The sequence below is a fragment of the Bradyrhizobium stylosanthis genome, from assembly GCF_001641335.1.
Taxonomy (GTDB): Bacteria; Pseudomonadota; Alphaproteobacteria; order Rhizobiales; family Xanthobacteraceae; genus Bradyrhizobium; species Bradyrhizobium stylosanthis.
Window position 1 is genome coordinate 226,894 of record NZ_LVEM01000001.1, and the last position, 24,393, is coordinate 251,286.

A 24,393-nucleotide genomic window follows, 5' to 3' on the forward strand; every position below is an offset into this window, starting at 1 on the left:
TCAGCAGCGCGTCATTGCATGCCGCGCTGCGTCCGGGGCACGAGATATCGACTAGCCCCGCCCGACGAACGGCATCTTCGTCGCCATCACCGTCATGGTCAGCACGTTGGCGTCGAGCGGCAGGCCGGCCATGTAGGCGACGGCATCGCCGACCGCCTTCGCGTCCATGCGCGGCTCGTGCTTGGTGGTGCCGTCGGGCTGCAGCACGCCGGGGCCGTTGACCATGCGATCGGTCATCGGGGTCGCGGCATTGCCGATGTCGACCTGGCCGACCGCGATGTCATACATGCGGCCGTCGAGATTCGAGGCCTTGGTCAGGCCCGTGATGGCGTGCTTGGTCGAGGTATAGGCCGCCGAGAACGGCCGCGGCGCATGCGCCGAGATCGAGCCGTTGTTGATGATGCGGCCGCCGCGCGGGCTCTGGTCCTTCATGATGCGGAAGGCGTGCTGGGTGCACAGGAACGGGCCGGTGAGGTTGGTGTTCACCACCGCCTGCCACTGGTCGAGGCTGAGGTCCTCGAAGTTCACGGCAGGGGCGCCCATGCCGGCGTTGTTGAACAGCACGTCGAGGCGGCCATAGGTCGCCTTCACCTTGTCGAACAGCGCGGCAATGGAGTCCGGCTTGGTCATGTCGGCGGTGACGCACAGGCTCTTGCCCGCGGGGCCGAGCTTTGCGGTCTCCTCGAGCATCTCCATCCGGCGTCCGACCAGCACCACGGTGAAGCCGGTGTTCATCAGCGCCAGCGACGCCGCGCGCCCGACACCGGTGCCCGCACCTGTCACCACTGCGATCTTCTTTGCTTCACTCATCGTTTCCTGCCTTTTCTTCGGTTGTCAGGTTTTGGGTTCTTTTTCGTTCTTGTAGGGCGGCCGCGGAATGTTCTGGTGCGCGGCGCGCAAGGCCGCCGACCAGCGCGAACGCAGATCGTGGAAATAGGGTTCGCCCGCCTCGATGCGGTGGTTGAGATCGGCCTCGCAGGCGTCCGTGCGCACCACCAGCACGTCGATCGGCAGGCCGACGCCGAGATTGGAGCGCATGGTGGAGTCCATCGAGATCAGGCCGGTCTTCAGCGCCTCGTAGAGCTCGACGTCGTAGTGCATGGCGCGGTCGAGCACCGGCTTGCCGTATTTGTGCTCGCCGATCTGCAGGTAGGGCGTGTCGGTGGTGCACTCGATGAAATTGCCGGCGGTGTAGACCATGAACAGACGCATGCGCGCGCCCTTGATCTGGCCGCCGAACAGGAAGGAGACGTCGAAGGAGACGTCCTCGGATTTCAGCGCGGGTCCCTCGGTCGCGTGCACGGCGCGGATCGCCCGGCCGATGCGCTGGGCGGCCTGGAACATGGTCGGCGCGTTCATCAGCGTCTCGACCTCGCCCGTGTTGGGGTCTTCGAGACCTTCGGTCAGTGTGGAGAGCACCGACTGGCTGATGGCGAGGTTGCCGGCGCTGGCGATCGCCATGATGCGATCGCCGGGCTTGGAGAAGATGTGCAGCTTGCGGAAGGTCGAGACGTTGTCGAGACCGGCATTGGTGCGGGTGTCGGCGATCATCACCAGACCGTCCCGAACCAGGATTCCGCAGCAATAGGTCATTTCCAGTCCCCGAACGCGTTTGCGCGGAATTACTAGCCAATTTCAGGGGCCACTCCAACCCCCGATTCCCGCGGGCGGGGCCTCAGTCGGCGGCATCGGCCAGAAACGCCTGATCGACGGGAACGCCGAGCGCCGTAACCAGCCGGTTGGTTTCCGCGGCCATGCCGACGATCGCGAGCAGCTCGCCATATTCGGCCGCGGTCATGCCCTTGGCCCGGGCACTCGCGGTGTGCGAATGAATGCAGTAGCTGCAACCATGCGCGACCGACACCGCGACATAGAGCATCTCCTTCACCTTGGGATCGAGCGCCCCCGGGCCCATCACCTCCTTGAAGCTCTCCCAGGTCCGCCGCAGCGTCTTCGGATCATGCGCCAGCGCGCGCCAGAAATTGTTGATGAAATCCGACTGCCTGACCTTGCGGATGTCGTCGAAGACGGCGCGCGCCTCGCTGGAGAGCTCGTCGTCCGAAAGCAGTTTTACGGTGGCCATGGGGGTCCTCGCAGGCGCTGGTCTGATCCTGCGATCATAGCACCCCGATGCGGTTCGCCGGCATGCGCCTTGCGACGAGCGCGCCTGCGCTAGCCCTGCCGCTGTGATTGCGACTGCGATTGCCCGCCGCGGCCGGCCTGTTCGACCTTGACGGCCACCGTCAGCGTCTCCGCGCCGCCGCCATAGCGGGTGCCGCGCACGGGGGCCGCGCCGAGATAGTCGAGGCCGATGGCGACGCGGACATGGGCGTCCGTGGTGCAGATGCAGTTGGCGGGATCGAAGCCGACCCAGCCGAGATCGGCGACGTAGGCCTCCGCCCAGGCATGGCCGGCGTCCTGATGCACCGTGCCGTCGGAGCGCAGGAAATGGCCGGAGACGAAACGCGCCGGCACGCCGCCGCTGCGAGCGCAGGCGATGAAGATGTGCGCGTAGTCCTGGCAGACGCCGCGCTTGAGCGCGAACGCCTCGGCCGCCGACGTTCCGCTGTTGGTCGGGTCCTCGTCGAAGGTCATGTGGTCGCTGATCTGGCTCATCAGCGTGTGCAGGAAGCCGAGCCTGTCGCTCTCGGCCTCGCTGCGCAGCTGCCGCGCGACCGCCGCCATCGCCGGATTGACGGTGGTGAGGTCGGTTGCGCGCAGGAACATGCCGGCCGGAAAGCGTTCGTCGGCGCCGCGCAGCACGCCGCCCGTGTCGTGGGTCTCGATCAGCCCCTCGGCGGTGATCTTGATGTCGCTGACGGGCCCGCAGGACAGCACATGGGTGACGTTGCCGAAGGCATCCTCGTGCGTGTCGAGCCTGGTGTCGGTGGAGACGTCGATCTGCCACTCCGCCACGTATTGCCCGTCATGGCTGCACGGCGTCATGCGCAGGATCTGGATCACGCTGGTCGCCGGCGGCTCGTAACGATAGGTCGTGGTGTGCTGGATTCGCAGGCGCATGGTGGACCGTGTCGTTCGTGGTTAGGCCCGACTGCTGCTGTGAAGAAGCTCGTCATGCCCGGGCTTGTCCCGGGCATCCACGTTCTTTCTCATCGCGCGACAGCAAGAACGTGGATGGCCGGGACGTCTAGCGCGAAGACGCGCTTCGCGCTTCTGCCGGCCATGACGGTATCCCATGTCGTCAGTCGGGGACATCAGATCAAATACTGCTTCGTAATGATTTCGCCCAGCCTGGAATTGTCCGCGATGAATTCCTGAATGAATTCATGCACGCCATGCTGGAAAATGTCGTTCATATTGCTGTGTTCGAGCCGGTTGCGGATGCCGCGGGCGTGGCGCTGGGCCGGGCCCTGGCGGCCATAGGCGACGCCGATCTGGTCGAGGTTGCGCGTGAGATTGTCGTAGCAGCTCGCCAGAGAGCGCGGCAGCGTGCCGTTGAGGATCAGCAGATCCGCGACCAGCCAGGGTTTCAGCGTCTCGCGATAGACCCAGTGATAGGCCGTCAGCGCCGACACCGAGCGCAGGATCGAGCTCCATTGATAGAAGTCGAGCGGGCCGCCGACATGCTCTTCCTCGGGCAGCAGAACGTGATACTTCACATCGAGGATGCGCGCGGTGTTGTCGGCGCGTTCCAGGTGCAGGCCGAGCCGCGAGAACCAGTAGGCGTCGTTGCGCAGCATGGTCCGGTAGGCCGAGCCGTCGAAGCGCAGCGAGGTCTCCTGCACGAAGCGCAGGAATTTTGCCAATTCCTCGCGGGTCGAGGTGCCCTTGCTCCAGACTTCCTGCAACTCGATCCAGGCCGAGTTGATGGTGTCCCACATCTCGCTGGTGAGCGCGGTGCGCACCGAGCGCGAGTTCAGCCGCGCCGCCTCGATGCAGTTCCGGATCGAGGAGGGATTGTCCGCCGAGAACGAGAGATAGTCGACGACGTTGCGCTCGTTGGCTTCCTCGTAGGTCTGATAGAAGCTTGTGGCGACGCCGGCGGTGAGCAGCGCCGAGTCCCATTCATTGGTCTTGCCGATATAGGCGGCCGGCAAGGCCGTGACGCGCAGCGTCGCATCGATCGTGCGCGCGAGATATTCGGCCCGTTCGACGTAGCGGGCGAGCCAGTAGAGGTTTTCGGCGGTACGCGACAGCATCTCTCTACTCGTCCAGAATCCAGGTGTCTTTGGTACCGCCGCCTTGGCTCGAATTCACCACCAGGGAGCCTTCCTTCAACGCGACACGGGTCAGGCCGCCCGGCACGATCGTGGTGTGCTTGCTGCCGGTGAGCACGAAGGGCCGCAGGTCGACGTGGCGCGGCGCAAGGCCCGTCGCCGTGCAGGTCGGGCACGTCGAGAGCGCCAGCGTCGGCTGGGCGATAAAGCCTTCCGGCTCGCGCTTGAGCTTCTCGCGGAAGGCTTCGATCGTCGCCTTGGTCGCGGCGGGGCCGATCAGCATGCCGTAGCCGCCGGAGCCGTGCACTTCCTTGACGACGAGATCGCCGAGATTGTCCAGCACGTAAGCGAGATCCTTCGGCTCGCGGCAGCGCCAGGTCTGCACATTCTTCAGGACCGGCTCCTCGCCGAGGTAGAATTTCACGATCTCCGGCATGTAGGAGTAGATCGCCTTGTCGTCGGCGATGCCGGTGCCGACGGCGTTGGCGAGCGTGATGTTGCCGGCCGCATAGGCCGACATCAGCCCGGGCACGCCGAGCGCGGAGTCGGGCCGGAAGGTGAGGGGATCGAGGAAGTCGTCGTCGACGCGGCGATAGATCACGTCGACCCGTTTCACCCCTTCCGTCGTGCGCATGAACACTTCGTTGTTCTTGACGACGAGGTCGCGGCCTTCGACCAGCTCGATGCCGAGCTTGTCGGCCAGGAAGGAGTGCTCGTAATAGGCGGAGTTGTAGACGCCCGGCGTGAGCAGGGCGACGGTCGGCTCGCTCGAAGCGCTGTGCGGCGCGACCGAGCGCAGGGCCGACAGCAGCTCGTCCGGATAGCGCTCGACCGGCGCCACCTTGTGGCGGGCGAACAGGTCCGGAAACAGCCGCATCATGATCTCGCGGTTTTCCAGCATGTAGGACACGCCGGAGGGTGTGCGGGCGTTGTCCTCGAGCACGATGAAGTCGTTGGCATCGACCCTGATGATGTCGATGCCGGCGATGTGCACGTAGACGTCGTGCGGCACCTGCTGGCCGTTCATCTCGGGGCGGAAGACCGGGTTCTGGAAGATCAGGTCGTCGGGCACGATCTCGGCGCGCAGGATCTCGCGGCCGTGATAGATGTCGCGCAGGAACATGTTCAGCGCCTTCACGCGCTGCTTCAGGCCCTTCTCCAGCAGCGCCCATTCCTTGCCGGACATGATCCTGGGGATCACGTCGAAGGGGATCAGGCGCTCGGTGGATTCGGAGTCGCCGTAGACGGCGAAGGTGATGCCGATGCGGCGAAACAGGAGCTCGGCTTCCTGGCGGCGATATTCGAGCGCCTCGGGAGGCGTCTCCTTGAGCCAGCGTGCCAGCTCCTGATAAGCGGGGCGAAGGTCCCCGCCTGGAATATTCATTTCATCAAACGCGACTGCCATAGATCCCGACTTGTCTCCGCAAGGCGTTGCGCCATTGGACAGGCCGCCGGCCCCTGGTGAAGACCGCAACGTCCTGTGGCCATGCATCAACAGTGCATGACTTTCATGTGGTAGCAAGGGCCGGGCCAGCGCGATAAGCATGGACTGGCAGGATTTAGCGGGGACGGACGGCGGCGTGCCTGAAAAAATGGCTGAGGACTGCTTATTTCGGCAGCAAAACCGCGTGACTTCAACGCGTTACCTCGGCAAAGTCTAGGCATAGGTGAGGGACTTAAGGCATGAGCGAGATCGTCACGGCAGGCATTCTGGTCATTGGGGACGAAATCCTGTCCGGCCGGACCAAGGACAAGAACATCGGCTTCATCGCCGAGTACCTGACCAATATCGGCATCGACCTGAAGGAAGTCCGGGTCGTCTCCGACGACGAGCCCGACATCATCGCCGCCTTGGATGCACTGCGGCATCGCTACACCTACGTCTTCACCACCGGCGGCATCGGGCCGACCCATGACGACATCACCGCCGACAGCGTCGCCAAGGCGTTCGGCGTCGGCATCGATCACCATCCGGAGGTGGTTGCCCGTTTCCGCGAGCGCTGGAGCGAGCAGGACCTCAACGAGGCCCGCCTGCGCATGGCCCGGATTCCCGACGGCGCCGAGCTGATCCAGAGCGCGACCATCCTCGCCCCGGGCTTCAAGATCGGCAATGTCATCGTGATGGCCGGCGTGCCCTCGATCATGCAGGCGATGATGGACATCGTCTCGCCCAAGCTGAAGTCGGGCGTGCGCATGCTCTCCGAATCGGTTCGCGCCAATGCGCGGGAAGGCGACATCGGCAGCCCGCTGCGGGCGATCGCGGCGGCCCACCCGGACACCATCATCGGCAGCTATCCCTTCATGGACGAAGAGCAGAAGCCCAACACCAACCTGGTGGTGCGCTCGCGCGATCCGGACAAGCTCTCGGCCGCGATGGCGGCGGTGAAGGAAATGCTGGCGGGATTGAATATCACCCGCTAGCAGAGACAACTGCCCGCAGATCAATGGCAGGAGACGACAATGGCTGCTGACGCACCGGAACTGAGCGCGCAGGAACGGGCCGGCAAGGCCTTTCCGGTCTCGTGGGACCAGTTCCACCGGGATTGCCGGGCGCTGACCTGGCGCCTCAACGAGGTCGGCCCGTTCCACGCGGTGATCGCGATCACCCGCGGCGGCCTGGTGCCGGCCGCGATCGTGGCGCGCGAGTTAGGGGTGCGCGTGATCGATACGGTCTGCATCGCCAGCTACGACCACAACAAGCAGGGCGAGCTCCAGGTACTCAAGGGAATCTCTGAACAGGCAATCAAGCTCGGCGGCGGTACCGGCAAGGGACTTTTGATCGTCGACGACCTCGTCGACACCGGCAAGACCGGCAGGATGGTGCGCGAGATGCTCCCCGATGCGCATTTCGCCACTGTCTATGCCAAGCCGATGGGACGCCCGCTGGTCGACACCTTCATCACCGAGGTGTCGCAGGACACCTGGATCTTCTTCCCCTGGGACACCGCGCTGTCCTATCACCCGCCGCTGCGCGACGGGGCGGCGTGAGTCTTCTTCGCCTCGCCCCGCTTGCGGGGAGAGGCCGGATTGCATCGGAGATGCAATCCGGGTGAGGGGGAGCTTCCGCGAGTCCGACTCTCACCTTATTTGGGGAGGCAGCCCCTCACCCCAACCCTCTCCCCGTAAGAACGGGGCGAGGGAGTGAACTCACACCATGCCCCTGCAAAACCGCGTCACCCCCACCGGCGAGATCATCGCCACACCGCATCGCGGCCTCTTCACCGGCAATCGCGGCATCATCCACGATCCCGCGACGAAGACGCTGTTGAACAAGCGCTGGTCGACGCCAGCCTGGATCACCTGCCTGTGCGAATTCCGGGGGTGGCGCCGTCCGGTGATGGCGCGGCGGAGCTGGACCGAGCTGTTCTTCCTCGACGAGGCCACCGCTTTCGCGGCGGGGCACCGGCCCTGCTTCTTCTGCCGCCGCGAGGATGCGAAGCGCTTTCGCGCGGCGTGGGAGCAGGGCAATGGCGTGAGCAACGTGAGTGCGAAGGCCATGGACGCCGTGCTGCATCGGGAGCGGCTCGATCGTGGCAACAAGCGGCTGCACGAATTGCCGATGCCGCTCGCGCAACTGCCCGACGGCGCGATGGTGCAGCAGGGGGAGGAGAGCTTTCTCGTGACGCAAGGCAGAGCGTTGCTGTGGTCTCTGGCCGGTTACGTCCGCGCTGAGCGCGAACTGGTGAATCCGATGCTGCTCACGCCGCCGTCCACGTTGCGCGCGTTCACCGCCGGATACAGGCCGCTGCTGCATCCGACGGTCCTGAATTAGCGCAGCGGCTTACCCTCTTCGTCCACCGTCGTCCGCGCATCGCGCAGGGCCCATTCGCGGATCACCTGGCGGCAGCGAGCGAGCTCAACTTCGCTTGCCGTGCCCGCGGTCTTCTCCGCGCGCTCCACCATCGCCTTGCAGTTGGCGAGCACGGAGCGATCCTCCGCGCGCGCAGGCAAGGCGATCGCCGCAAGCGCTGCGGCGACGAGTACGGCCCGGGCCACCGTCATCAGCCCAGCTTCTCGCGCGCCAGCGCGGCGCCGGCGCCGAGCGCCATCAGCTTGGCTTCGGCGATGTCGCGCCGCATCGGCGCCATGCCGCAATTGGTGGTGGCGATGATGTTGTTCTTCGGCACGAATTTCGACACCGCCTCGATCACCTTGACGACGTCCTCGGCGCTCTCGACCGTGTCGCTGGCGACATCGATCACGCCGGCCTGCACGATCTTGTTCTTCAGCAGCGCGAGCAGGTCGAGCGGCACCTTCGAATTGCGGCACTCGATCGCGACCTGCTGGATCGGGCTGGCGTCGATCGCCGGGAAGATCTGCTCGTACTGCCGCCATTGGCTGCCTAACGTCTCCTTCCAGTCGGTGTTGGCCTTGATGCCGTAGCCGTAACAGATGTGAACGGCGGTGGTGCAGGTCAGCCCCTGCGCGGCGCGTTCCAGCGCCTTGATGCCCCAGTCGTTGACCTCGTCCATGTAGACGTTGAAGGCGGGCTCGTCGAACTGCACGAGATCGACGCCGTCGGCCTGCAACGCCTTGGCTTCCTCGTTGAGCAGCTCGGCGAAGGCGAACGCCATCTTGACCCGGTCGCCATAATAGCGGTCGGCAATGGTGTCGATGATGGTCATCGGACCGGGCAGGGTGAATTTCAGCTTCTTCTTCGTGTGCGCGCGGGCCGCTTGCGCCTCGAAGGCGTGGACGCGGCCCTTGAGCCGGAGCGGGGCGACCACCTGCGGCACCATCGCTTTATAGCGGTCCTTGCGGATGCCCATCTCGACCTTGTGGGCGAAATCGATGCCCTCGATCTTCTCCAGGAAACCGTGCACGAAATGCTGCCGGGCCTGCTCACCCTCGGTGAGGATGTCGATGCCGGCGTCCTCCTGGATCTTCAGCCAGATCAGCGTCGCGTCGCGCTTGGCGCGAAGCAGCTCGTCGCCTTCGGACTTCCAGGGCGCCCAGAGCATGTTGGGCTCGGCAAGCCATTCGGGCTTCGGCAAGGAGCCGGCGATCGTGGTTGGAAACAGCATGGCGGCCCTCCCGGCAGGTTCAGTTGCGCCCCTTCCTGCCATGTCCTAACGTCGAGGTACAGAACAACGAAAGTCTCTCTCTATTCCTGCGGGGGCGACAGGGAAGGCCGACGAAAAGGCCAAAATAAGAGACCAAAGGGAAGACCAAGGGACAGGTCATGATCGACCTCTATTACGCGCCGACGCCGAACGGCTGGAAAATCTCGATCATGCTGGAGGAACTCGGGCTTCCCTATCAGGTGATCCCGGTGAATATCCGCGCCGGGGAGCAGTTCGCGCCTGAGTTTCTGGCGATCTCCCCGAACAACCGCATCCCCGCGATTGTCGATCACGATCCCGCCGATGGCGGCGCGCCGTTCTCGGCGTTCGAGACCGGCGCAATCCTGATTTATCTGGCGGAGAAGACCGGCCGCTTGTTGCCGGCGGATCTGCGCGGCCGCTCCACCACCATCCAATGGGTGATGTGGCAGATGGCGGGCCTCGGGCCGATGCTCGGCCAGCACGGCCATTTCGCGCTCTATGCGGCCGAGAAGATTCCCTACGCGATCGAGCGCTATCGCGACGAGGCGGCGCGGCTTTATGGCGTGCTCGACCGGCAGTTGGCCAAGACCGGCGCCTATGTCGCCGGCGACTATTCCATCGCCGACATCGCCTGCTTCCCCTGGACCATGACCCACAAGGCGCAGGGCTTCACGCTCGACGACTACCCGAACGTCAAGCGCTGGTACGCCGAAGTGCGCGCCAGGCCGCAGGTGCAGGCGGGGCTCGCGATCGGAAAGTTCGTGAAAGAGCCGTTCGACGAGGAATCACGCAAGATCATGTTCGGCCAGCGTGCGAAGGAAGTGCTGGGAAGGAAGTAGTGTCCATTCCTCATGGTGAGGAGCGCCGCAGGCGCGTCTCGAACCATGAAGGCCCGACTGTCACCCGTAGCCATCCTTCGAGACGGCCGCTACGCGGCCTCCTCAGGATGAGGTCCGTCAGTAAAGGAAACGCCATGATCGAATTCTTCTTCGACTGCTCCAGCCCCTGGACCTATCTCGCCTTCCACAACATCCAGCCGCTGGCGAAAGAGCTCGGGGCCGAGATCGTCTGGCGGCCGATCCTGGTCGGCGGCATCTTCAACACGGTCAATCCCAGCGTCTACGCCCAGCGCGAGACGCCGGTGCCGCTGAAGGCCCGCTATATGAAGAAGGACCTTGCCGACTGGGCGCGTTCCGCGGGCCTGTCGATCAAGATGCCGCCGACGGTGTTTCCGGTGAACAGCGTCAAGGCGATGCGCGGCTGCATCTGGCTCGGCAAGGACATGGTCCCGTTCGCGACATCCGTGTTCGAGGCCTATTGGGGCGGCGACAAGGACATCTCGCAGGATGCGGTGCTGGCCGAGATCTGCAGCAAGATCGGCATCGACGCGCCGAAATTCTTTGCCGGCATCTCCGATCAGGGCATCAAGGATCAGCTCAAGGCCAATACGGAGGAGGTCGTGGCGCGTGGCGGCTTCGGCTCGCCGACGATCTTCGTGAACAAGACGGATATGTATTTCGGCAATGATCGCCTGCCGCTGATCCGCGAGGCGCTCACGCGTGCCAAGGCGAGCGCGGCCTGATGGTGCGCGCAGTCGTCTGCCGCGCGCTCGGCGCACCCGAGACCTTGCGGCTGGAAGAGTTTCCATCGCGCGTCCTGAATCCGGGCGAGGTCCGCGTCGCGATCCGTGCCGCCGGGTTGAACTTTCCCGACGTGCTGATGGCGGCCGGCGAATATCAGCTCAAGCCCGAGCTGCCGTTCACGCCCGGCATGGAAGCCGCCGGCGACGTCACCGAGGTGGGGCCGGAGGCGAGGGGCGTTGCCGTCGGCGACAAGGTCATCGTGAAGATGCGCCACGGCGCGTTCACCGATGAAGCGGTGGTGACACCGTCGCAGCTCACACCGATGCCGTCGACCTTCGACTATGCGGAGGCCGCGACCTATCTCGCCGGCCACGGCACCGCCTATCACGCGCTGATCGACCGCGGCCGGGTCGAGCCGGGCGAAGTGCTGCTGGTGCACGGCGCCGGCGGCGGCGTCGGATTGGCCGCCGTCGAGATCGGCAAGATGCTGGGCGCGACCGTGATCGCAACCGCCTCCAGCGACGAGAAGCTGGCGATCGCGAAATCGCGCGGCGCCGATCATCTCGTTCGCTACGACCGCGAGCCGTTTCGCGATGCCGTCAAGCGCATCACCGACGGCCGCGGCGCCGACGTCGTTTTCGATCCCGTCGGCGGCGAGGTCTTCGAGAACTCGATGCGCTGCATCGCCTGGGGCGCAAGGCTGCTGGTGATCGGCTTTACCGGCGGCATCGGCTCGGCCAAGACCAACCTGCTGCTGATCAAGGGCGCCAGCGTGCTTGGTGTACGCGCGGGCGAGGCCGTGCGGAAAAATCCTGCGCTCGGTGAGGTGCGTCTAAAAGCGCTGTTGCAATGGGCCGCGGAGGGCAAGCTGCGCCCCAATATCTCGCACCGCCTGCCGCTTGAGGATTACGCCAAGGCGATGCGGCTGTTGCTGGATCGCAAGGCGATCGGGCGGGTGGCGCTGGTGATGGAGTGATTGCCTGCAGCCCCACCGAGAGAACGTAGATAAGTTGTATTGTTGACGTATTGAAACTTATGGGAATTGATTGGATAATCGCGGCATTAGCAAACAGGAGATTTTGTTAATGCCCAAGACTTCCATTGATTCCGAGGCGATCGACACTGCTTATCAGAACAAGCTCGGAGATCTGTACGCAGTATTGGTTCGCAATCTGATCGAGTTCCCCGATGATGAGCAGGGGTCCTTGAAGAAGTTCACGACAGGTCTGAACGTTGCGAGGCGCGCTCGAGATTTGGCAAATACTGCCATCAAGTAGGGCCGTAGGGTGGGTTAGCGAAGCGTAACCCACCACGTCTTTGTCCGCGGAGACAAAAGAGGCGGGTTACGCCTTCGGCTAACCCGCCCTACAAAGCTACTTGTACTCCCGCTCCGTCCACCACGGGAAATAGTCCGGCATATCGCTGGACACCTTGTTCTTGAACTGCGCGGGCCGCTTCTCCAGGAACGACACCACGCCTTCCTTCACATCGTCCGAGCGGCCTCGGGCGTAGATGCCGCGGCTGTCGACCTTGTGGGCTTCCATGGGATCGTCGGCGCCCATCATGCGCCACATCATCTGGCGGATCAGCGCCACCGACACCGGCGCCGTCTTGGCCGCGAACTCCTTGGCGAGGGCGCGGGCGGTCGGCAGCAGATCGTCGGGGGCGACGACCTTGCTGACGAGACGGCCGGCGAGGGCCTCCTGCGCCGGGAAGACGCGGCCTGAATAGCACCACTCAAGCGCCTGCGAGATGCCGACGATGCGCGGCAGGAACCAGCTCGAGGCGGCCTCCGGCACGATGCCGCGCTGGGAGAACACGAAGCCGAAGCGCGCAGCCTCCGAGGCAATGCGGATGTCCATCGCGAGCTGCATGGTGACGCCGATCCCGACCGCGGGGCCGTTGATCGCGGCGATCACGGGCTTCAGGCACTTGAAGATGCGCAAGGTGACCTGGCCGCCGCCATCGCGCACCTGCGGATCGCTGTAATCGACCTTGCCGTCGGCGAAGCGCTTGACCGGCCCGCGGCGCGCGTCGCGATCGAACGTATCGGCGCCCGACGAAAGATCGGCGCCCGCGCAGAAGCCGCGGCCGGCGCCGGTGACGATGATCGCGCGGACATTGTCGTCCTTGTCGGCGGCGTCGAACGCGTCGATCAGCTCGGCCTGCATATGCGCGTTGAAGGCGTTGAGCTTGTCGGGCCGGTTCAGCGTGATGGTGAGGATCTGCTCGGCGACCTCGTATTTGATCGTCTCATACGCCATGGGTGGTTTCCTTCCTTTGCTGAACGCGGTCTTGTGTAGACGTCATGCATGTGCGCCCCCGTCCGTCTTGCGCGGACTGGGCATGCGGCTCTGCTGAGTATCCAGACGACAATGGCCGGAGCAAGCCCCGGCCATGTCGCAGTCTGAGCGTATTGAAGCGGTCAGTGCGCCGGCGGCTTGGGCCAGGGCTTCTGCGCGCCCCGCAGGCCCTCGAACGCCTTGGCCATGCCGAGCACGCCGATGTCGTCGAAGCGGCGGCCGACGATCTGCACGCCGATGGGAAAACCGTTGGCATCGAAGCCGCCATTGATGGAGACGGCGGGGTTCTCCGACATATTCCACGGCACGGTATAGCAGATGTGCTCGAACGGTCTCATCGGATCGTTGGTGGGCGAGGCCCATTCCGCCGGGTAGTTCACGTTCGGTGCGGTCGGCGAGATCACATAGTCGAGCTCGCAGAACAGTTTTGAGGCGGCGGCGCGGATCGCCATGGTCTGGTTGAAGCCGCGGATGACATCGACACCCGACAGCTTCGCGCCGGACGCGCCCCATTTGAAGATATAGGGCAGCACCTTTGCCTGTTCGGCCGGCGTCAGCTTCGCCAGATCGTCCCACATCCGCGCGCGCCAGAAATTGTCGAGACCATCGAGCATCTCGCGCGTGAGGATGCCGTCGACTTCGGTAACGACCGCACCTGCGGATTCGAATGCCTTTGCGGCTTTCACCGCGACCTCGCGGACCGGCTTTTCCGCCGGCAGGCCAACGCCTGCATCGAGCATCAGGCCGATCCGCAATTTGCGCGGGGACTTCTCCAGTCCCTTCCAGTTGAGAGGCTCGGCCGGCAGGCTCATGCCGTCGCGCCGGTCGGGCTTTGCGATCACGCTCATCATCAGCGCGCAATCGTCGACGGTGCGGGTCATGGGACCGGCAACGCGGCCGACATAAGCAGGGTCGATCGGCACGCGGCCAAAGCTCGGCTTCAGGCCGACGAGGCCGCACCAGCCGGCAGGCAGGCGGACCGAGCCGCCGATATCGGTGCCGAGATGCAGCGGACCGTAGCCGGCGGCCGCAGCAGCGCCTGCGCCCGCGCTGGAGCCGCCGGGATTCTTGCTGAGATCCCAGGGATTGCGCGCCAGCGCATGGAAGCTCGACAGACCCGATGACAGCATGCCGTAATCGGGCATGGTGGTCTTGGCGAAGATGACCGCGCCGGCTTCGCGCAGGCGTGCGGCGGGCGGGGCGTCCTTCTCGGCCGGCACCAGCTTGACGCTGGCGGCACCCAGCGGCACCGGTACGCCCTTGGTCGCGATGTTGTCCTTCACGGTGACGGGCACGCCGTCGAGCGCGCCCGACGGCTCGCCGCCGCTCCAGCGCGCGGTCGAGGCCTTGGCGGCCTCGCGCGCGCTGTCGGGATCGAATGCATAGAGCGCCTTCAGATGCGGCTCCCACGCGGCGACATGCGTGAGCAAATCCTCCAGCACCTCGCTCGGCGAGAACTGTTTGGCGCGATAGCCCGCGATCAAATCGACCGCGGACAGATCATGCAAGGAGGTGACCGTCTCTTCAGGGCTCTTCTTGTGCATTGCTAGCCCACCGGCATACGCGTTTCGATGATGCGCGCGAACATGCTGGCGCCGATCGGCAGGATCTTGTCGTCCAGCACGAAGCCGGGATTGTGCACCGGCACCGAGCCGTCATGGCCGACCCAGAAATAGGCGCCGGGAATGGTCTGCAGCATGTCGGCGAAATCCTCGCTGCCCATCTTGGGCTGGGTGCGGGTGATCACGTTGGCGGGATCGACGATCGTGCGGGCAACCTCCTCGACCACCTTGGACTGCTCGACCTGGTTGACCAGTACGTCGAAGGTGTCGCGGATGTCGACGTCGATCACGCACTGATAGGCGCTCGCGATGCCGGCGCAGATCGTGCGGATGCGTTCGGCGATCAGGGTGCGGACTTCCCTCGAGAAGGTGCGGATAGTGCCGCACAGATGCGCATCGCCGGGAATGACGTTATAGGCCGAGCCGGCATGGATCTGCGTGATCGAGATGACGGCGGCCTGCAGCGGCTCGACGTTGCGGCTGACGATGGTCTGGATCGCCTGCGCCAGCGTGGTCGCGATGATCACCGCGTCCTTGGAGCGCTCGGGCATCGCGCCGTGCGCGCCATAGCCGGTGATGCGGAGGTCGAAGAAGTCGGCGCTGGCCATGGCGGGGCCGGGCAGGATCGCGATCTCGCCGTGGTTGAGGTCGGGCGCGTTGTGCAGGCCGTAGAGCTCGTCGCAGGGGAACTTCTCGAACAGGCCGTCCTTGATCATCGCGCGGGCGCCGCCGAGGCCTTCCTCGGCCGGCTGGAAGATCAGGTGAACAGTGCCGTCGAAATTCCTGGTCTCGGCGAGATAGCGCGCGGTGCCGAGCAGCATGGTGGTGTGGCCGTCATGACCGCAGCCGTGGAAGCGGCCGGGGATCTTCGAGCTCCATTTCAAATTGGTGTTCTCTTCCATCGGCAGCGCGTCCATGTCGGCGCGAAGGCCGATGCGCTTGGCGCCCGAACCCTTGCCCTTGATGACGCCGATCACGCCGGTGCCGCCGATGCCGCGATGCACCTCGATGCCCCAGCTCTTCAGCTTGTCGGCGACGATGCCGGAGGTGCGCACTTCCTCGAAGCCGATCTCGGGATGGGCGTGAATGTCGCGGCGGATGGCGGTGAGTTCGTCGGCATAGCCGTCGATGCGGTCGATCGTGGGCATGTGGTCCTGTCCAGTTAGCGTGAAGGCGGAGTGAAAACGGGGCCGTTCGGCTTGATGCGGATGCCCGGGCGCAGGCGCGTCCATGGGAGCGAGGCGGTATCGGCCGGCATCGCGCCGGGCGCGGCGCAGATCATCAGCTTTTCGGCGATCGGCTCGAAATCGGCGCGGAAGTGCACCGAGCTCTTGTTGACCAGGATCTTCTCCTGCGTCGGCTCGATGCCGACATAGCGATACATCGCCTGGTCGGCGAGCTGCGCCTTGTGCGAGGAGACGACGACGCGGACGTCGCCGATGCGCAAGGCTGCGGACGGACCCATCTCCATCTCGCGGCCGCCATAGTAAGGACCGGGCGCGATGAAGCGGCCGTCGGAAAGCTTTTCGACCACGAAGGTCTCGCGATAGGGCTCGTCGCCGGGAATGCCTGATTTGCCGCCGAGCGACAGCGTCACGGTGGCGCCGACGCCGGCCGCATGGGCGGCCTTCGCCGATTCCGGATCGTAGATCACGCCGGTCGCGGCGCTGGCCTTGTTGCGCACCAGCGCGCGCAGCATGCCGGTCGTGTCGGAATCGCCGCCGGCGCCGGGATTGTCCTGGGTATCGGCGATGATGATCGGCTTGCTCGCGCTCTTCGAGAGTTCCATGGCGTGGCGCACGCCGTCGTCGGGCGACCAGATCTTGCCGTCGAAATCGTCCTCGTGGCTTTCGATCAGCCTGACGATCGCATCGGCCGCACGGTCGGCGTCTTCCTGCGTCCTGCCATAGGCGAACACGCTCGGCCCGCAATCGCGGAAGTCGGCGGCGGGGAAGCCGGGCGCAAAGGACAGCGTCGGAACCGTGTCGCTCTCCAGCGCGGCGAGCTGCTCGTAGATGCCCTTGGTGGGAAAGTCGTTGGTGCACTGCCAGCTGATCGCGATCAGGAACGGCAATTGGCGGAACGACTTTGCGAAGCGCTGCTTCGTCTTCAAAAGCAAGGCGAGGTGACGCGCAGCGGCGCGGCCGGTGTCGGCCATGTCGACATGGGGATAGGTGCGGTAGGCGATCAGCGCGTCCGAATGTTCCATCATCGCGGGCGTGACATTGGCGTGCAGGTCGAGGCTTGCGACCAGCGGAACATCCTTGCCGATGACGCGGCGCACCCGCGCCAGGATCTCGCCTTCACCGTCGTCGAGATGCTCGGTCACCATCGCGCCGTGCAGGTCGAGATAGACGGCATCGAGCGGACCGGCGGCCTTGATGCCGTCAACCATCACCTTCACGATGCGCTCGAAGGCATCCTCCGTGACATGCGCCGAGGGGCTCGCGCCACACGCAATGGTCGGAACCAGTTCCCAGCCATTGGCTTCGGCGCTGTCGGCGAAACCGGCGAGGCCGACATTGATGCGGCGCATCACCTTCAGCACATCAGGCCCTTCAGTCATCGCCGGCCAGCCGCCGCCATGCTGGAAGTCCGCGAAGGTCGCCTTGGTCGGCGCGAAAGTGTTGGTCTCGTGCAGGAAGCCGCCAACGGCGATGCGTGTCATCAATTCAGTCCAGTCGATCAAAAGTTGCGCGACGTTAGCCCCGCCTTTGCGCGGAGAGCAAGGCGGGAAGCAATCGCGCCGTGCATAGGGTCAAGCTGTTTTGGGAATGCTGCGGATGCGGTGGGTGTTGTGAGTGAAGACGGCGCCGCACCTTCGGTGTCGTCCTGGCGAAAGCCAGGACCCATACCGCGAGGTCCATCGATTGTGTCGGGTGATAATCCCGAACGACCAGTCTTCGCCAAACGTCTCCCTGGGGTAATGGGTCCTGGCTCCCGTGCGCAATTGCGCACTAGGCCAGGACGACATTAAGCCGTCGCCCCCACGCCCTCCGCCACGGGCCGGAAGTTGGCGAAATCCCAGTCGCGGCCGGGGGCGGCATCCAGCAGCGCCTTGGTGTAGGCCTCCTTCGGATGCGTCAGCACTTCGGCGGCAGGGCCCTGTTCGACGACCCGGCCGTGCTGCATCACCACGACCTCGTCGCAGATTTGCGCTGCGACGCGCAGATCGTGGGTGATGAACAGGATGGCGATGCCGAGCCGCTTCTGGATCTCGTCGAGCAGTTCCAGCACCTGCGCCTGCACCGAGACGTCGAGCGCCGAGACGGCCTCGTCCGCCACCAGCACGTCCGGATCGAGCGCCAGCGCGCGGGCAATCGCAATGCGCTGGCGTTGGCCGCCTGAGAACTGGTGCGGATAGCGCGACACCGCGTCGGCGGGCAGGCCGACCAGCTCGAGCAGCTCGCGCGCCCGCTTCATCGCATCGGCATGCGAGGTGCCGTAATTGATCGGGCCCTCCGCGATGCTCTCGCCGACGGTGACGCGCGGATTGAGCGAGCGGTAGGGATCCTGGAACACGATCTGGATCTTCTGCCGGTGCGGCTGCAGCAGGCGGCGCGAGATGTCGGCGATCTCCCGGCCGGCAAGGCGGACGCCGCCCGAGGTCGGATCGATCAGGCGGACGATGCAGCGCGCCACCGTGGACTTGCCCGAGCCGCTTTCGCCGACGATGCCGAGCGTGCGGCCCTTGCGCAGCGTCAGCGTGACCTTGTCGGCGGCGACGACCTCGCGGCCTTTGCCGAAGAACGCGCGCTCCTTGTAGATCTTGCTGAGGTCGTTGGCCTCGAGCACCACGGGCTCGCGGCTCTCCTCGCGCGGCGGCCGCGGCACCAGGCTCGGCACCGAGGCCAGCAAGTTGCGAGTGTATTCCATGGTCGGATTGCGCAGCACGGCCTCGAGCGGACCGGTCTCGACGAGGCGGCCCTGCCGCATCACGGCGACGCGGTCGGCGATCTCGGCCACCACGCCCATGTCGTGGGTGATGAACAGCACGGCGGTGCCGTGGTCGCGCTGGAGCTCGCGGATCAGCGACAGGATCTGCTTCTGCGTGGTGACGTCGAGCGCGGTGGTCGGCTCGTCCGCGATCAAGAGCTTCGGCTCCAGCACCAGCGCCATCGCGATCATGATGCGCTGGCGCTGGCCGCCGGAGAGACGATGCGGGTAGGAGGCGAAGATGCGCTCGACCTGGGGCAGGTGGACCTGCTCCATCATGTCGAGGATGCGCTTCCTGCGCGCCCTGGCGTCCAGCTTGGTATGGGCGCGCAGCACCTCGTCGATCTGGCGGCCGACCGGGACCACCGGATTGAGTGCGGTCATCGGCTCCTGGAAGATCATCGCCATCTGCGTCGCGCGGAGCTGGCGCAGGCGGCGGTCGGTGGCGGTGAGCAGCTCTTCGCCGACCAGCTTGACGCTGCCGCTGGTCGGCACCAGCGTGCCCTTCGGCAGCAGGCCCATCGTGGTGAGCGAGGTCACCGACTTGCCCGAGCCGCTTTCGCCGACGAGGCACAGCGTCTCGCGCTCGCGCACCTGGATCGAGATGCCGTCGATGATCTTGTTTCCACCGGGCTTCTTGCCGACGGAGACGACGAGGTTGCTGATGTCGAGAACGGGGTTGGTCATCGCTTGATTGGTCATTACTTGCCTTCCCGCTGCTTCATGCGGGGATCGAGGGCGTCACGGGCCGCGTCGCCGATCAGGTTGATGCTGAGGATGGCGATCGAGAGCAGAAGGCCCGGCCAGAAGATCAGCGAGGGCTTGATCTGGAAGTACTGGCGGCCCTCGGCCATGATGTTGCCCCAGGTCGGCGTTTCCGGCGAGATGCCGGCGCCGAGGAAGGACAGGATCGCTTCGGTGAGGATCGCGGAGGCGCAGACATAGGTGCCCTGGACGATCAGCGGCGCGATCGTGTTCGGCATCAGGTGCCGCCACATGATCTTCGGCAGGGACGAGCCGACCGAGATCGCGGCCTCGACGTAAGGCTCCTCGCGCGCCGACAGCACGACCGAGCGGACCAGGCGCGCCACGCGCGGAATCTCGGGGATTGTGATCGCGATCAGCACGGTCCAGAGGCTGGCACCGGAGAGCGAGACCACCGCGATGGCGAGCAGGATGCTCGGCATCGCCATCAGGCCGTCCATGATGCGCATCATCACGGCATCGACCAGCTTGAAGAAGCCGGAGACGAGGCCGATCGCGAGCCCGATGACGATCGAGAGGACCGCCGAGCCGATGCCGATCAGGAGCGAGATGCGGCCGCCATAGACCACGCGTGACGCCAGATCGCGGCCATAGGCGTCGGTGCCGAGCAGGAACTGCGCCGAGGCCGGCTTCAGTCGCTGCGACGGCGCGAGCTGGATCGGATCATGCGGCGCGATCAGCGGCGCGAGGATCGAGATCAGCACGATCAAAGCGAGCAGGCAGGTCGCCGTCGCAATGATCGGCGTCGAGGTGAGGAATCCGAAGCGCGGCCGCAGCGGCGACGTGATCGGAATGGAGGACTGGGGAAGGGTATCGACCGACATTTTGCTCTTGTCCTTGCCTCAGTACCGGATCCGGGGATCGAGCAGGGTGTAGGCGACATCGATGAGGAGATTGACGACGACGTAGATCAGCGAGGTCAGCAGGATCATCGCCTGGATCACCGGATAGTCGCGCGCCAGCACCGCATCGACGGTGAGGCGCCCGATGCCGGGGATGTTGAACACGCTCTCGGTGACGACGACGCCGGAGATCAGCAGCGCAAAGCCGGTGCCGATCACGGTGATCACGGGCACGGCGGCGTTGCGCAGCGCATGCCGCATCATCACCGCGACCTCGTTGATGCCCTTTGCGCGCGCAGTCCGAACGTAGTCCTCGCCGAGCACGTCCAGCATCGCCGCGCGCGTCATGCGCGCGATCAGCGCGATGTAGATGAAGGAGAGGGCGCAGGTCGGCAGGATGATGCGCTCGAAGAACGGTCCGAAGCCGGCGCTGATGCTCTTGAAGCCCTGCACGGGGACCCAGCGCAGCTCGATTGCAAACACCTCGATCAGGATATAGCCGACCACGAACACCGGCACCGAGAAGCCGAGCACGGAGAGGCCCATCACGAAACGGTCGATCCAGGTGCCGTGCTTCCACGCCGCGATCACGCCCAGCGGCACGGCGACGATGACGGCGAGGATGATGGTGCACAGCGCGATCGAGATCGACGGCTCGACGCGCTGGCCGATCATCTTGATGACCGGCAGGTTGGAGATCAGCGACGTCCCGAGATCGCCGTGCAGCAGCTTGTTCACCCAGGTGATGAACTGCACGATCAGGGGCTCGTTCAGGCCGAGCGATTCGCGGATGCGCTCCAGACGTTCGGGCGTCGCGTTGTCGCCGGCGAGGATCGCGGCGGGGTCGCCCGGCGTCAGCCGCAGCAGCAGGAACACGAACAGCGCGACGACGCCCATCACGGGCACCGCGGCGAAGATTCGGCGAATGAGATATCCGAGCAAGTTGGATCCGTTGGATTAGAGTCAAATCGGCCGCAAGGCCTTCAGCAGGTTGCCATCAGCCTAACATTTCAGCAATTCCCGTGCCATCCGGGCCACAGGTTTTGCGGGGCACCTAGTCTCGTAGGGTGGGCAAAGCGGAGCGTGCCCACCGTTTCTCCATTCGGCAGAACGGCGGGCACGGCGCTTCGCGCCTTTGCCCGCCCTGCGGAATAGTGTCGCCGCTACTCCAGCGTCGCCAGCAGGCCCGCCATCAGGCGGCCGCGTTCGACCAGGCTTTCGACCTCGATATACTCCTCCAGCGTGTGGCCGTTGGCGCCACGCACGCCCAGGCCGTCGAGGGTGGGGATACCCATGGCGCCGGTGAAATTGCCGTCGGAACCGCCGCCGGAACTGGCATGCGGCAGCTCGGCGCCGAGCGATTTGGCGATGCCGCGGGCCTTTTCATAGAGTGCCATGGTGCCGGCATCCGGCTCCCACACCGGCCGCGTCACGCCGCGCGTCACCTTGAAGGCGACGTCGTTGTTGGTGCCGGACAAGGCCAGCATCCGCTCGACGCCGCGGTCGAGATCGGCCTGGCGCTTGGCCATCGACAGCGCCTCGCCGGTCGCGGTCGTGGCAACGCAGTTGACCCACTGGCCGCCATGCACGACGCCGACCGAGAAGGTGCAATCCTCGCTCGTCATGGCGTCGATCGCGAGAATCTGCCGGGCCATTTCGCGGATCGCCGAACGTCCCGCCGACAGCGTCGCGCCGGCATGGCTCGGCCGTCCGGTCGCCTCGAGATTGAAACGCGCGATGGCGTAACGTCCGGTGGTGACGCCGTTGTCGGCGCGGCCGGGCTCGGGCACCAGCACGTATTTATTGCGTGCGGCTTCCGCCTCGATGATGTCGCGGGTCGACGGCGTGCCGACTTCCTCGTCGGGCGTGAACAGCACGGTGATCGGCAGCGGCGTGGTGAAGGACGCGCGTGCGAGCTGCCGGATCGCTTCCAGCGAGAGGTAATTGCCGCCCTTCATGTCATAGATGCCGGGGCCGTAACATCTGTTGCCCTCGCGCCGCCATTTCAGCTTCTCGATGGTGCCGACCGGATGGACGGTATCCATGTGACCGGCGATCAGGATTCCCGGCTCGCCCTGCTTCGGATGCGGAAAGCGCGCGCGGATCACGCCGCCAAAGCCCTGGCGGCCGGCGATGCGCTCGATCGTCGCACCCATGATCGCCATATCCCGCGCTGCGATATCGAGCATGCGGTTCACCGCATTCGCGTCCCAGGTCGGGCTTTCGCATTCCACCCAGGTACGCAGGCCCTCGAGCATGGCCTCGGAATCGAAGGGAAGATTGGCTGGATTCATCTTAGTCTCTCTCAGGCTGCGAAAGATGGAACGCGCATTGCATCGGCGCGGGGCAGGACAAGCAGGGGAGCGTTGTAGAGCTAAACCGATCTTTGTGGAGCCCGTGCGCGCGCCGCGAGGGCTTGCAGCGAAACCGGATTGACGCGCTCAACACTGTCTGCAAGTCTCGAAAAGATAAAGGCATTGCATGAGGTTAGTTCGCCCAAGGAACGAACCGAATGCTCAATCAATAACCCGCCTTTGACCAGTTTCACGTCAGGAGAAACTTTTCCATGTCCAACTACCTGCGCCGGGGGTCTCGCGCGTTCGCCTCCAAACTTGCGCTGTCGGTCGTCGCGCTTTCGACAGCACTGGCCTCGCCGGTGCTTGCGGCCGGCAAGACCATCACCGCGGTGATGCATTCCGACCTCCGCATCATCGACCCGATCTTCACCACGGCCTATATCACGCGCGACCATGGCTACATGGTCTACGACACGCTGGTGGCCCCGGATTCGAGCTTCAAGATCCAGCCGCAGATGGCGGACTGGAAGATCTCCGAGGACAAGCTGACCTACACCTTCACGCTGCGCGACGGCCTGAAATGGCATGATGGCGCGCCGGTGACGGCGGAAGACTGCGTCGCATCGCTCAAGCGCTGGGCCGCGGTCGACGGCATGGGCCAGAAGCTCATGGACTTCACGGCGAGCATCGAGGCGACCGACGCCAAGACCATCACGCTGAAGCTGAAAGAGCCCTACGGCCTCGTCCTCGACTCCATCGGTAAGCCGTCCTCGCGCGTCGCTTTCATGATGCCGAAGCGTCTCGCCGAAGTGCCGCCGGACAAGCAGATCCCCGAGCAGATCGGCTCCGGTCCCTTCAAGTTCGTGCAGGGTGAATTCCAGCCCGGCGTGAAGGCGGTCTACGTCAAGAACACCGACTACGTGCCGCGCAAGGAGCCGGCGAGCTGGACCTCCGGCGGCAAGGTCGCGAAGGTCGACCGCGTCGAATGGATCACGATGCCGGACTCGCAGACCGCGGTGAACGCGCTGCAGTCGGGCGACATCGACTTCATGGAGAACCTGCCCTACGACATGCTGCCGGTGCTCGAAGCGAACAAGGAGATCACGATCGAGGTCTCCAACAAGTTCGGCTTCCAGACCCTCGGCCGCATGAACTTCCTCTATCCGCCGTTCGATAACGTGAAGGTGCGCCGTGCGGCCTTCCTGGCGATGAACCAGAAGGACGTCCTCGACGCGCTCGTCGGCAACGCCAAGTACCAGAAGATCTGCGGTGCGTTCTTCGTCTGCGATACGCCGTTCGCGACCGATGTCGGCGCCGAGACCCTGGTGAAGGGCAACGGCATGGCGGAAGCCAAGAAGGCGCTCGCCGAGTCCGGCTATGACGGCACGCCGGTCGTGGTGATGGCGCCCGGCGACGTCACGACGCTCAAGGCGCAGCCGATCGTCGCAGCCCAGCTGCTGCGCGAGGCCGGCTTCAAGGTCGACCTGCAGGCGACCGACTGGCAGACGGTGGTGAGCCGCCGCGCCAGCCAGAAGCCGCCGAAGGAGGGTGGCTGGAACATGTTCTTCACCAACTGGGTCGCGGCCGACGTCGCCAACCCGATCGCCAATCTCTCGATCGGCGGCCAGGGCAAGAAGGGCTGGTTCGGCTGGGCGGAAAACGCCAAGATCGAGCAGCTCAAGGACGCCTTCGTCCGCGCGTCCTCGGTCGACGACCAGAAGAAGATCGCGGCCGACATCCAGAAGGAAGCCTATGAGCAGGTGATCTACATCCCGCTCGGGCAGTACCTGCTGCCGAGCGGCTGGCGCAAATCGCTCACCGGCGTGCTCGACGGCCCGGCAACCCCGCTGTTCTGGAACGTCGACAAGTCGGAGTGATGTTG

24 protein-coding genes are annotated in these 24,393 nt (G+C 65.0%); 8 read left to right on the top strand and 16 right to left on the bottom strand.

Annotation, left to right across the window (positions count from 1 at the left end; genetic code table 11):
* Positions 1 to 51 precede the first annotated feature (51 nt).
* The 6 genes from A7X65_RS01135 to A7X65_RS01160 form a co-directional block, all read right to left on the bottom strand.
* Positions 52 to 810, bottom strand: a complete 759-nt coding sequence (locus A7X65_RS01135) for an SDR family oxidoreductase (protein ID WP_063682548.1) — start codon at positions 808 to 810, stop codon at positions 52 to 54.
* A 24-nt stretch (positions 811 to 834) separates the two neighbouring features.
* Entirely contained in the window at positions 835 to 1,593 is a 759-nt protein-coding gene (locus A7X65_RS01140; protein WP_018647004.1) for a proteasome-type protease, read from the bottom strand.
* 82 nt (positions 1,594 to 1,675) lie between these two features.
* Positions 1,676 to 2,083 (bottom strand): carboxymuconolactone decarboxylase family protein, encoded by a 408-nt coding sequence (locus A7X65_RS01145; protein ID WP_063682549.1) that lies wholly within the window; start codon positions 2,081 to 2,083, stop codon positions 1,676 to 1,678.
* A gap of 89 nt (positions 2,084 to 2,172) precedes the next feature.
* Positions 2,173 to 3,021, bottom strand: a complete 849-nt coding sequence (locus tag A7X65_RS01150; RefSeq protein WP_063682550.1) for a transglutaminase family protein — start codon at positions 3,019 to 3,021, stop codon at positions 2,173 to 2,175.
* A 194-nt stretch (positions 3,022 to 3,215) separates the two neighbouring features.
* Positions 3,216 to 4,160, bottom strand: a complete 945-nt coding sequence (locus A7X65_RS01155; protein WP_063682551.1) for an alpha-E domain-containing protein — start codon at positions 4,158 to 4,160, stop codon at positions 3,216 to 3,218.
* Positions 4,161 to 4,164: 4 nt separating this feature from the next.
* The gene (locus tag A7X65_RS01160; RefSeq protein WP_063682552.1) at positions 4,165 to 5,583 is read right to left on the bottom strand and encodes a circularly permuted type 2 ATP-grasp protein; all 1,419 of its coding nucleotides are present in this window, start codon (positions 5,581 to 5,583) and stop codon (positions 4,165 to 4,167) included.
* Between the two features lie 278 nt (positions 5,584 to 5,861).
* Between A7X65_RS01160 and A7X65_RS01165 the strand changes: the two genes are divergently transcribed.
* The 3 genes from A7X65_RS01165 to A7X65_RS01175 all read left to right on the top strand — a co-directional run bounded on the left by A7X65_RS01165 (position 5,862) and on the right by A7X65_RS01175 (position 7,950).
* Complete coding sequence (locus A7X65_RS01165; protein ID WP_063682553.1) at positions 5,862 to 6,599, top strand: competence/damage-inducible protein A; 738 nt, start codon at positions 5,862 to 5,864, stop codon at positions 6,597 to 6,599.
* A 39-nt stretch (positions 6,600 to 6,638) separates the two neighbouring features.
* Entirely contained in the window at positions 6,639 to 7,166 is a 528-nt protein-coding gene (gene gpt / locus A7X65_RS01170) for a xanthine phosphoribosyltransferase (RefSeq protein ID WP_063682554.1), read from the top strand.
* A 166-nt stretch (positions 7,167 to 7,332) separates the two neighbouring features.
* Positions 7,333 to 7,950 carry a hypothetical protein gene (locus A7X65_RS01175; protein ID WP_063682555.1) on the top strand — a complete coding sequence of 206 codons (618 nt, stop codon included), beginning with the start codon at positions 7,333 to 7,335 and terminating at the stop codon, positions 7,948 to 7,950.
* On the opposite strand, the gene A7X65_RS01180 is transcribed toward A7X65_RS01175, so the two are convergent.
* On the bottom strand, positions 7,947 to 8,180 hold the full coding sequence (locus tag A7X65_RS01180) for a hypothetical protein (protein ID WP_063682556.1): 234 nt from the start codon (positions 8,178 to 8,180) through the stop codon (positions 7,947 to 7,949). The genes A7X65_RS01175 and A7X65_RS01180 overlap by 4 nt on opposite strands.
* On the bottom strand, positions 8,180 to 9,202 hold the full coding sequence (locus A7X65_RS01185) for a methionine synthase (protein ID WP_063682557.1): 1,023 nt from the start codon (positions 9,200 to 9,202) through the stop codon (positions 8,180 to 8,182). The genes A7X65_RS01180 and A7X65_RS01185 overlap by 1 nt, the downstream gene beginning before the upstream one ends.
* Positions 9,203 to 9,360: 158 nt before the next feature.
* Between A7X65_RS01185 and A7X65_RS01190 the strand changes: the two genes are divergently transcribed.
* From A7X65_RS01190 to A7X65_RS01205, 4 genes are all read left to right on the top strand, one after another.
* Positions 9,361 to 10,062 carry a glutathione S-transferase N-terminal domain-containing protein gene (locus A7X65_RS01190; RefSeq protein ID WP_063682558.1) on the top strand — a complete coding sequence of 234 codons (702 nt, stop codon included), beginning with the start codon at positions 9,361 to 9,363 and terminating at the stop codon, positions 10,060 to 10,062.
* 134 nt (positions 10,063 to 10,196) lie between these two features.
* A complete protein-coding gene (locus A7X65_RS01195; RefSeq protein WP_063682559.1) occupies positions 10,197 to 10,805 on the top strand; it encodes a 2-hydroxychromene-2-carboxylate isomerase in 609 nt (202 codons plus the stop codon).
* Positions 10,805 to 11,782, top strand: a complete 978-nt coding sequence (locus tag A7X65_RS01200) for an NADPH:quinone oxidoreductase family protein (protein WP_063682560.1) — start codon at positions 10,805 to 10,807, stop codon at positions 11,780 to 11,782. Before A7X65_RS01195 ends, A7X65_RS01200 begins: the two co-directional genes overlap by 1 nt.
* 109 nt (positions 11,783 to 11,891) lie before the next feature.
* Entirely contained in the window at positions 11,892 to 12,083 is a 192-nt protein-coding gene (locus A7X65_RS01205) for a hypothetical protein (protein ID WP_156527582.1), read from the top strand.
* A gap of 96 nt (positions 12,084 to 12,179) precedes the next feature.
* Here A7X65_RS01205 and A7X65_RS01210 read toward each other — a convergent pair whose 3' ends face one another.
* The 8 genes from A7X65_RS01210 to A7X65_RS01245 all read right to left on the bottom strand — a co-directional run bounded on the left by A7X65_RS01210 (position 12,180) and on the right by A7X65_RS01245 (position 22,508).
* Complete coding sequence (locus A7X65_RS01210) at positions 12,180 to 13,070, bottom strand: crotonase/enoyl-CoA hydratase family protein (RefSeq protein ID WP_063682562.1); 891 nt, start codon at positions 13,068 to 13,070, stop codon at positions 12,180 to 12,182.
* 161 nt (positions 13,071 to 13,231) lie between these two features.
* Positions 13,232 to 14,653 carry an amidase gene (locus tag A7X65_RS01215; protein ID WP_063682563.1) on the bottom strand — a complete coding sequence of 474 codons (1,422 nt, stop codon included), beginning with the start codon at positions 14,651 to 14,653 and terminating at the stop codon, positions 13,232 to 13,234.
* Between the two features lie 2 nt (positions 14,654 to 14,655).
* The gene (locus tag A7X65_RS01220) at positions 14,656 to 15,819 is read right to left on the bottom strand and encodes a M20 aminoacylase family protein (RefSeq protein WP_063682564.1); all 1,164 of its coding nucleotides are present in this window, start codon (positions 15,817 to 15,819) and stop codon (positions 14,656 to 14,658) included.
* 14 nt (positions 15,820 to 15,833) lie between these two features.
* Complete coding sequence (locus tag A7X65_RS01225) at positions 15,834 to 17,339, bottom strand: M81 family metallopeptidase (RefSeq protein ID WP_063684731.1); 1,506 nt, start codon at positions 17,337 to 17,339, stop codon at positions 15,834 to 15,836.
* Positions 17,340 to 17,644: 305 nt separating this feature from the next.
* Positions 17,645 to 19,294 carry an ABC transporter ATP-binding protein gene (locus A7X65_RS01230; RefSeq protein ID WP_063684732.1) on the bottom strand — a complete coding sequence of 550 codons (1,650 nt, stop codon included), beginning with the start codon at positions 19,292 to 19,294 and terminating at the stop codon, positions 17,645 to 17,647.
* Between the two features lie 14 nt (positions 19,295 to 19,308).
* On the bottom strand, positions 19,309 to 20,196 hold the full coding sequence (locus A7X65_RS01235; protein ID WP_063682565.1) for an ABC transporter permease: 888 nt from the start codon (positions 20,194 to 20,196) through the stop codon (positions 19,309 to 19,311).
* Between the two features lie 18 nt (positions 20,197 to 20,214).
* A complete protein-coding gene (locus A7X65_RS01240) occupies positions 20,215 to 21,156 on the bottom strand; it encodes an ABC transporter permease (protein ID WP_063682566.1) in 942 nt (313 codons plus the stop codon).
* A 221-nt stretch (positions 21,157 to 21,377) separates the two neighbouring features.
* On the bottom strand, positions 21,378 to 22,508 hold the full coding sequence (locus A7X65_RS01245) for a M20/M25/M40 family metallo-hydrolase (RefSeq protein ID WP_063682567.1): 1,131 nt from the start codon (positions 22,506 to 22,508) through the stop codon (positions 21,378 to 21,380).
* Positions 22,509 to 22,780: 272 nt separating this feature from the next.
* On the opposite strand from A7X65_RS01245, the gene A7X65_RS01250 reads away from it, so the two are divergent.
* A complete protein-coding gene (locus A7X65_RS01250; RefSeq protein ID WP_063682568.1) occupies positions 22,781 to 24,388 on the top strand; it encodes an ABC transporter substrate-binding protein in 1,608 nt (535 codons plus the stop codon).
* The last annotated feature ends 5 nt before the right edge of the window (positions 24,389 to 24,393 follow it).

Coding starts and splice junctions, on each gene's coding strand:
- A7X65_RS01135 (WP_063682548.1), bottom strand. CDS start 810: ATGAGTGAAGCAAAGAAGATCGCAGTGGTGACAGGTGCGGGCACCGGT.
- A7X65_RS01145 (WP_063682549.1), bottom strand. CDS start 2,083: ATGGCCACCGTAAAACTGCTTTCGGACGACGAGCTCTCCAGCGAGGCG.
- A7X65_RS01200 (WP_063682560.1), top strand. CDS start 10,805: ATGGTGCGCGCAGTCGTCTGCCGCGCGCTCGGCGCACCCGAGACCTTG.
- A7X65_RS01150 (WP_063682550.1), bottom strand. CDS start 3,021: ATGCGCCTGCGAATCCAGCACACCACGACCTATCGTTACGAGCCGCCG.
- A7X65_RS01155 (WP_063682551.1), bottom strand. CDS start 4,160: ATGCTGTCGCGTACCGCCGAAAACCTCTACTGGCTCGCCCGCTACGTC.
- A7X65_RS01190 (WP_063682558.1), top strand. CDS start 9,361: ATGATCGACCTCTATTACGCGCCGACGCCGAACGGCTGGAAAATCTCG.
- A7X65_RS01215 (WP_063682563.1), bottom strand. CDS start 14,653: ATGCACAAGAAGAGCCCTGAAGAGACGGTCACCTCCTTGCATGATCTG.
- A7X65_RS01230 (WP_063684732.1), bottom strand. CDS start 19,294: ATGACCAACCCCGTTCTCGACATCAGCAACCTCGTCGTCTCCGTCGGC.
- A7X65_RS01180 (WP_063682556.1), bottom strand. CDS start 8,180: ATGACGGTGGCCCGGGCCGTACTCGTCGCCGCAGCGCTTGCGGCGATC.
- A7X65_RS01195 (WP_063682559.1), top strand. CDS start 10,197: ATGATCGAATTCTTCTTCGACTGCTCCAGCCCCTGGACCTATCTCGCC.
- A7X65_RS01245 (WP_063682567.1), bottom strand. CDS start 22,508: ATGAATCCAGCCAATCTTCCCTTCGATTCCGAGGCCATGCTCGAGGGC.
- A7X65_RS01140 (WP_018647004.1), bottom strand. CDS start 1,593: ATGACCTATTGCTGCGGAATCCTGGTTCGGGACGGTCTGGTGATGATC.
- gpt (WP_063682554.1), top strand. CDS start 6,639: ATGGCTGCTGACGCACCGGAACTGAGCGCGCAGGAACGGGCCGGCAAG.
- A7X65_RS01220 (WP_063682564.1), bottom strand. CDS start 15,819: ATGCCCACGATCGACCGCATCGACGGCTATGCCGACGAACTCACCGCC.
- A7X65_RS01210 (WP_063682562.1), bottom strand. CDS start 13,070: ATGGCGTATGAGACGATCAAATACGAGGTCGCCGAGCAGATCCTCACC.
- A7X65_RS01250 (WP_063682568.1), top strand. CDS start 22,781: ATGTCCAACTACCTGCGCCGGGGGTCTCGCGCGTTCGCCTCCAAACTT.
- A7X65_RS01160 (WP_063682552.1), bottom strand. CDS start 5,583: ATGGCAGTCGCGTTTGATGAAATGAATATTCCAGGCGGGGACCTTCGC.
- A7X65_RS01185 (WP_063682557.1), bottom strand. CDS start 9,202: ATGCTGTTTCCAACCACGATCGCCGGCTCCTTGCCGAAGCCCGAATGG.
- A7X65_RS01165 (WP_063682553.1), top strand. CDS start 5,862: ATGAGCGAGATCGTCACGGCAGGCATTCTGGTCATTGGGGACGAAATC.
- A7X65_RS01175 (WP_063682555.1), top strand. CDS start 7,333: ATGCCCCTGCAAAACCGCGTCACCCCCACCGGCGAGATCATCGCCACA.
- A7X65_RS01235 (WP_063682565.1), bottom strand. CDS start 20,196: ATGTCGGTCGATACCCTTCCCCAGTCCTCCATTCCGATCACGTCGCCG.
- A7X65_RS01205 (WP_156527582.1), top strand. CDS start 11,892: ATGCCCAAGACTTCCATTGATTCCGAGGCGATCGACACTGCTTATCAG.
- A7X65_RS01225 (WP_063684731.1), bottom strand. CDS start 17,339: ATGACACGCATCGCCGTTGGCGGCTTCCTGCACGAGACCAACACTTTC.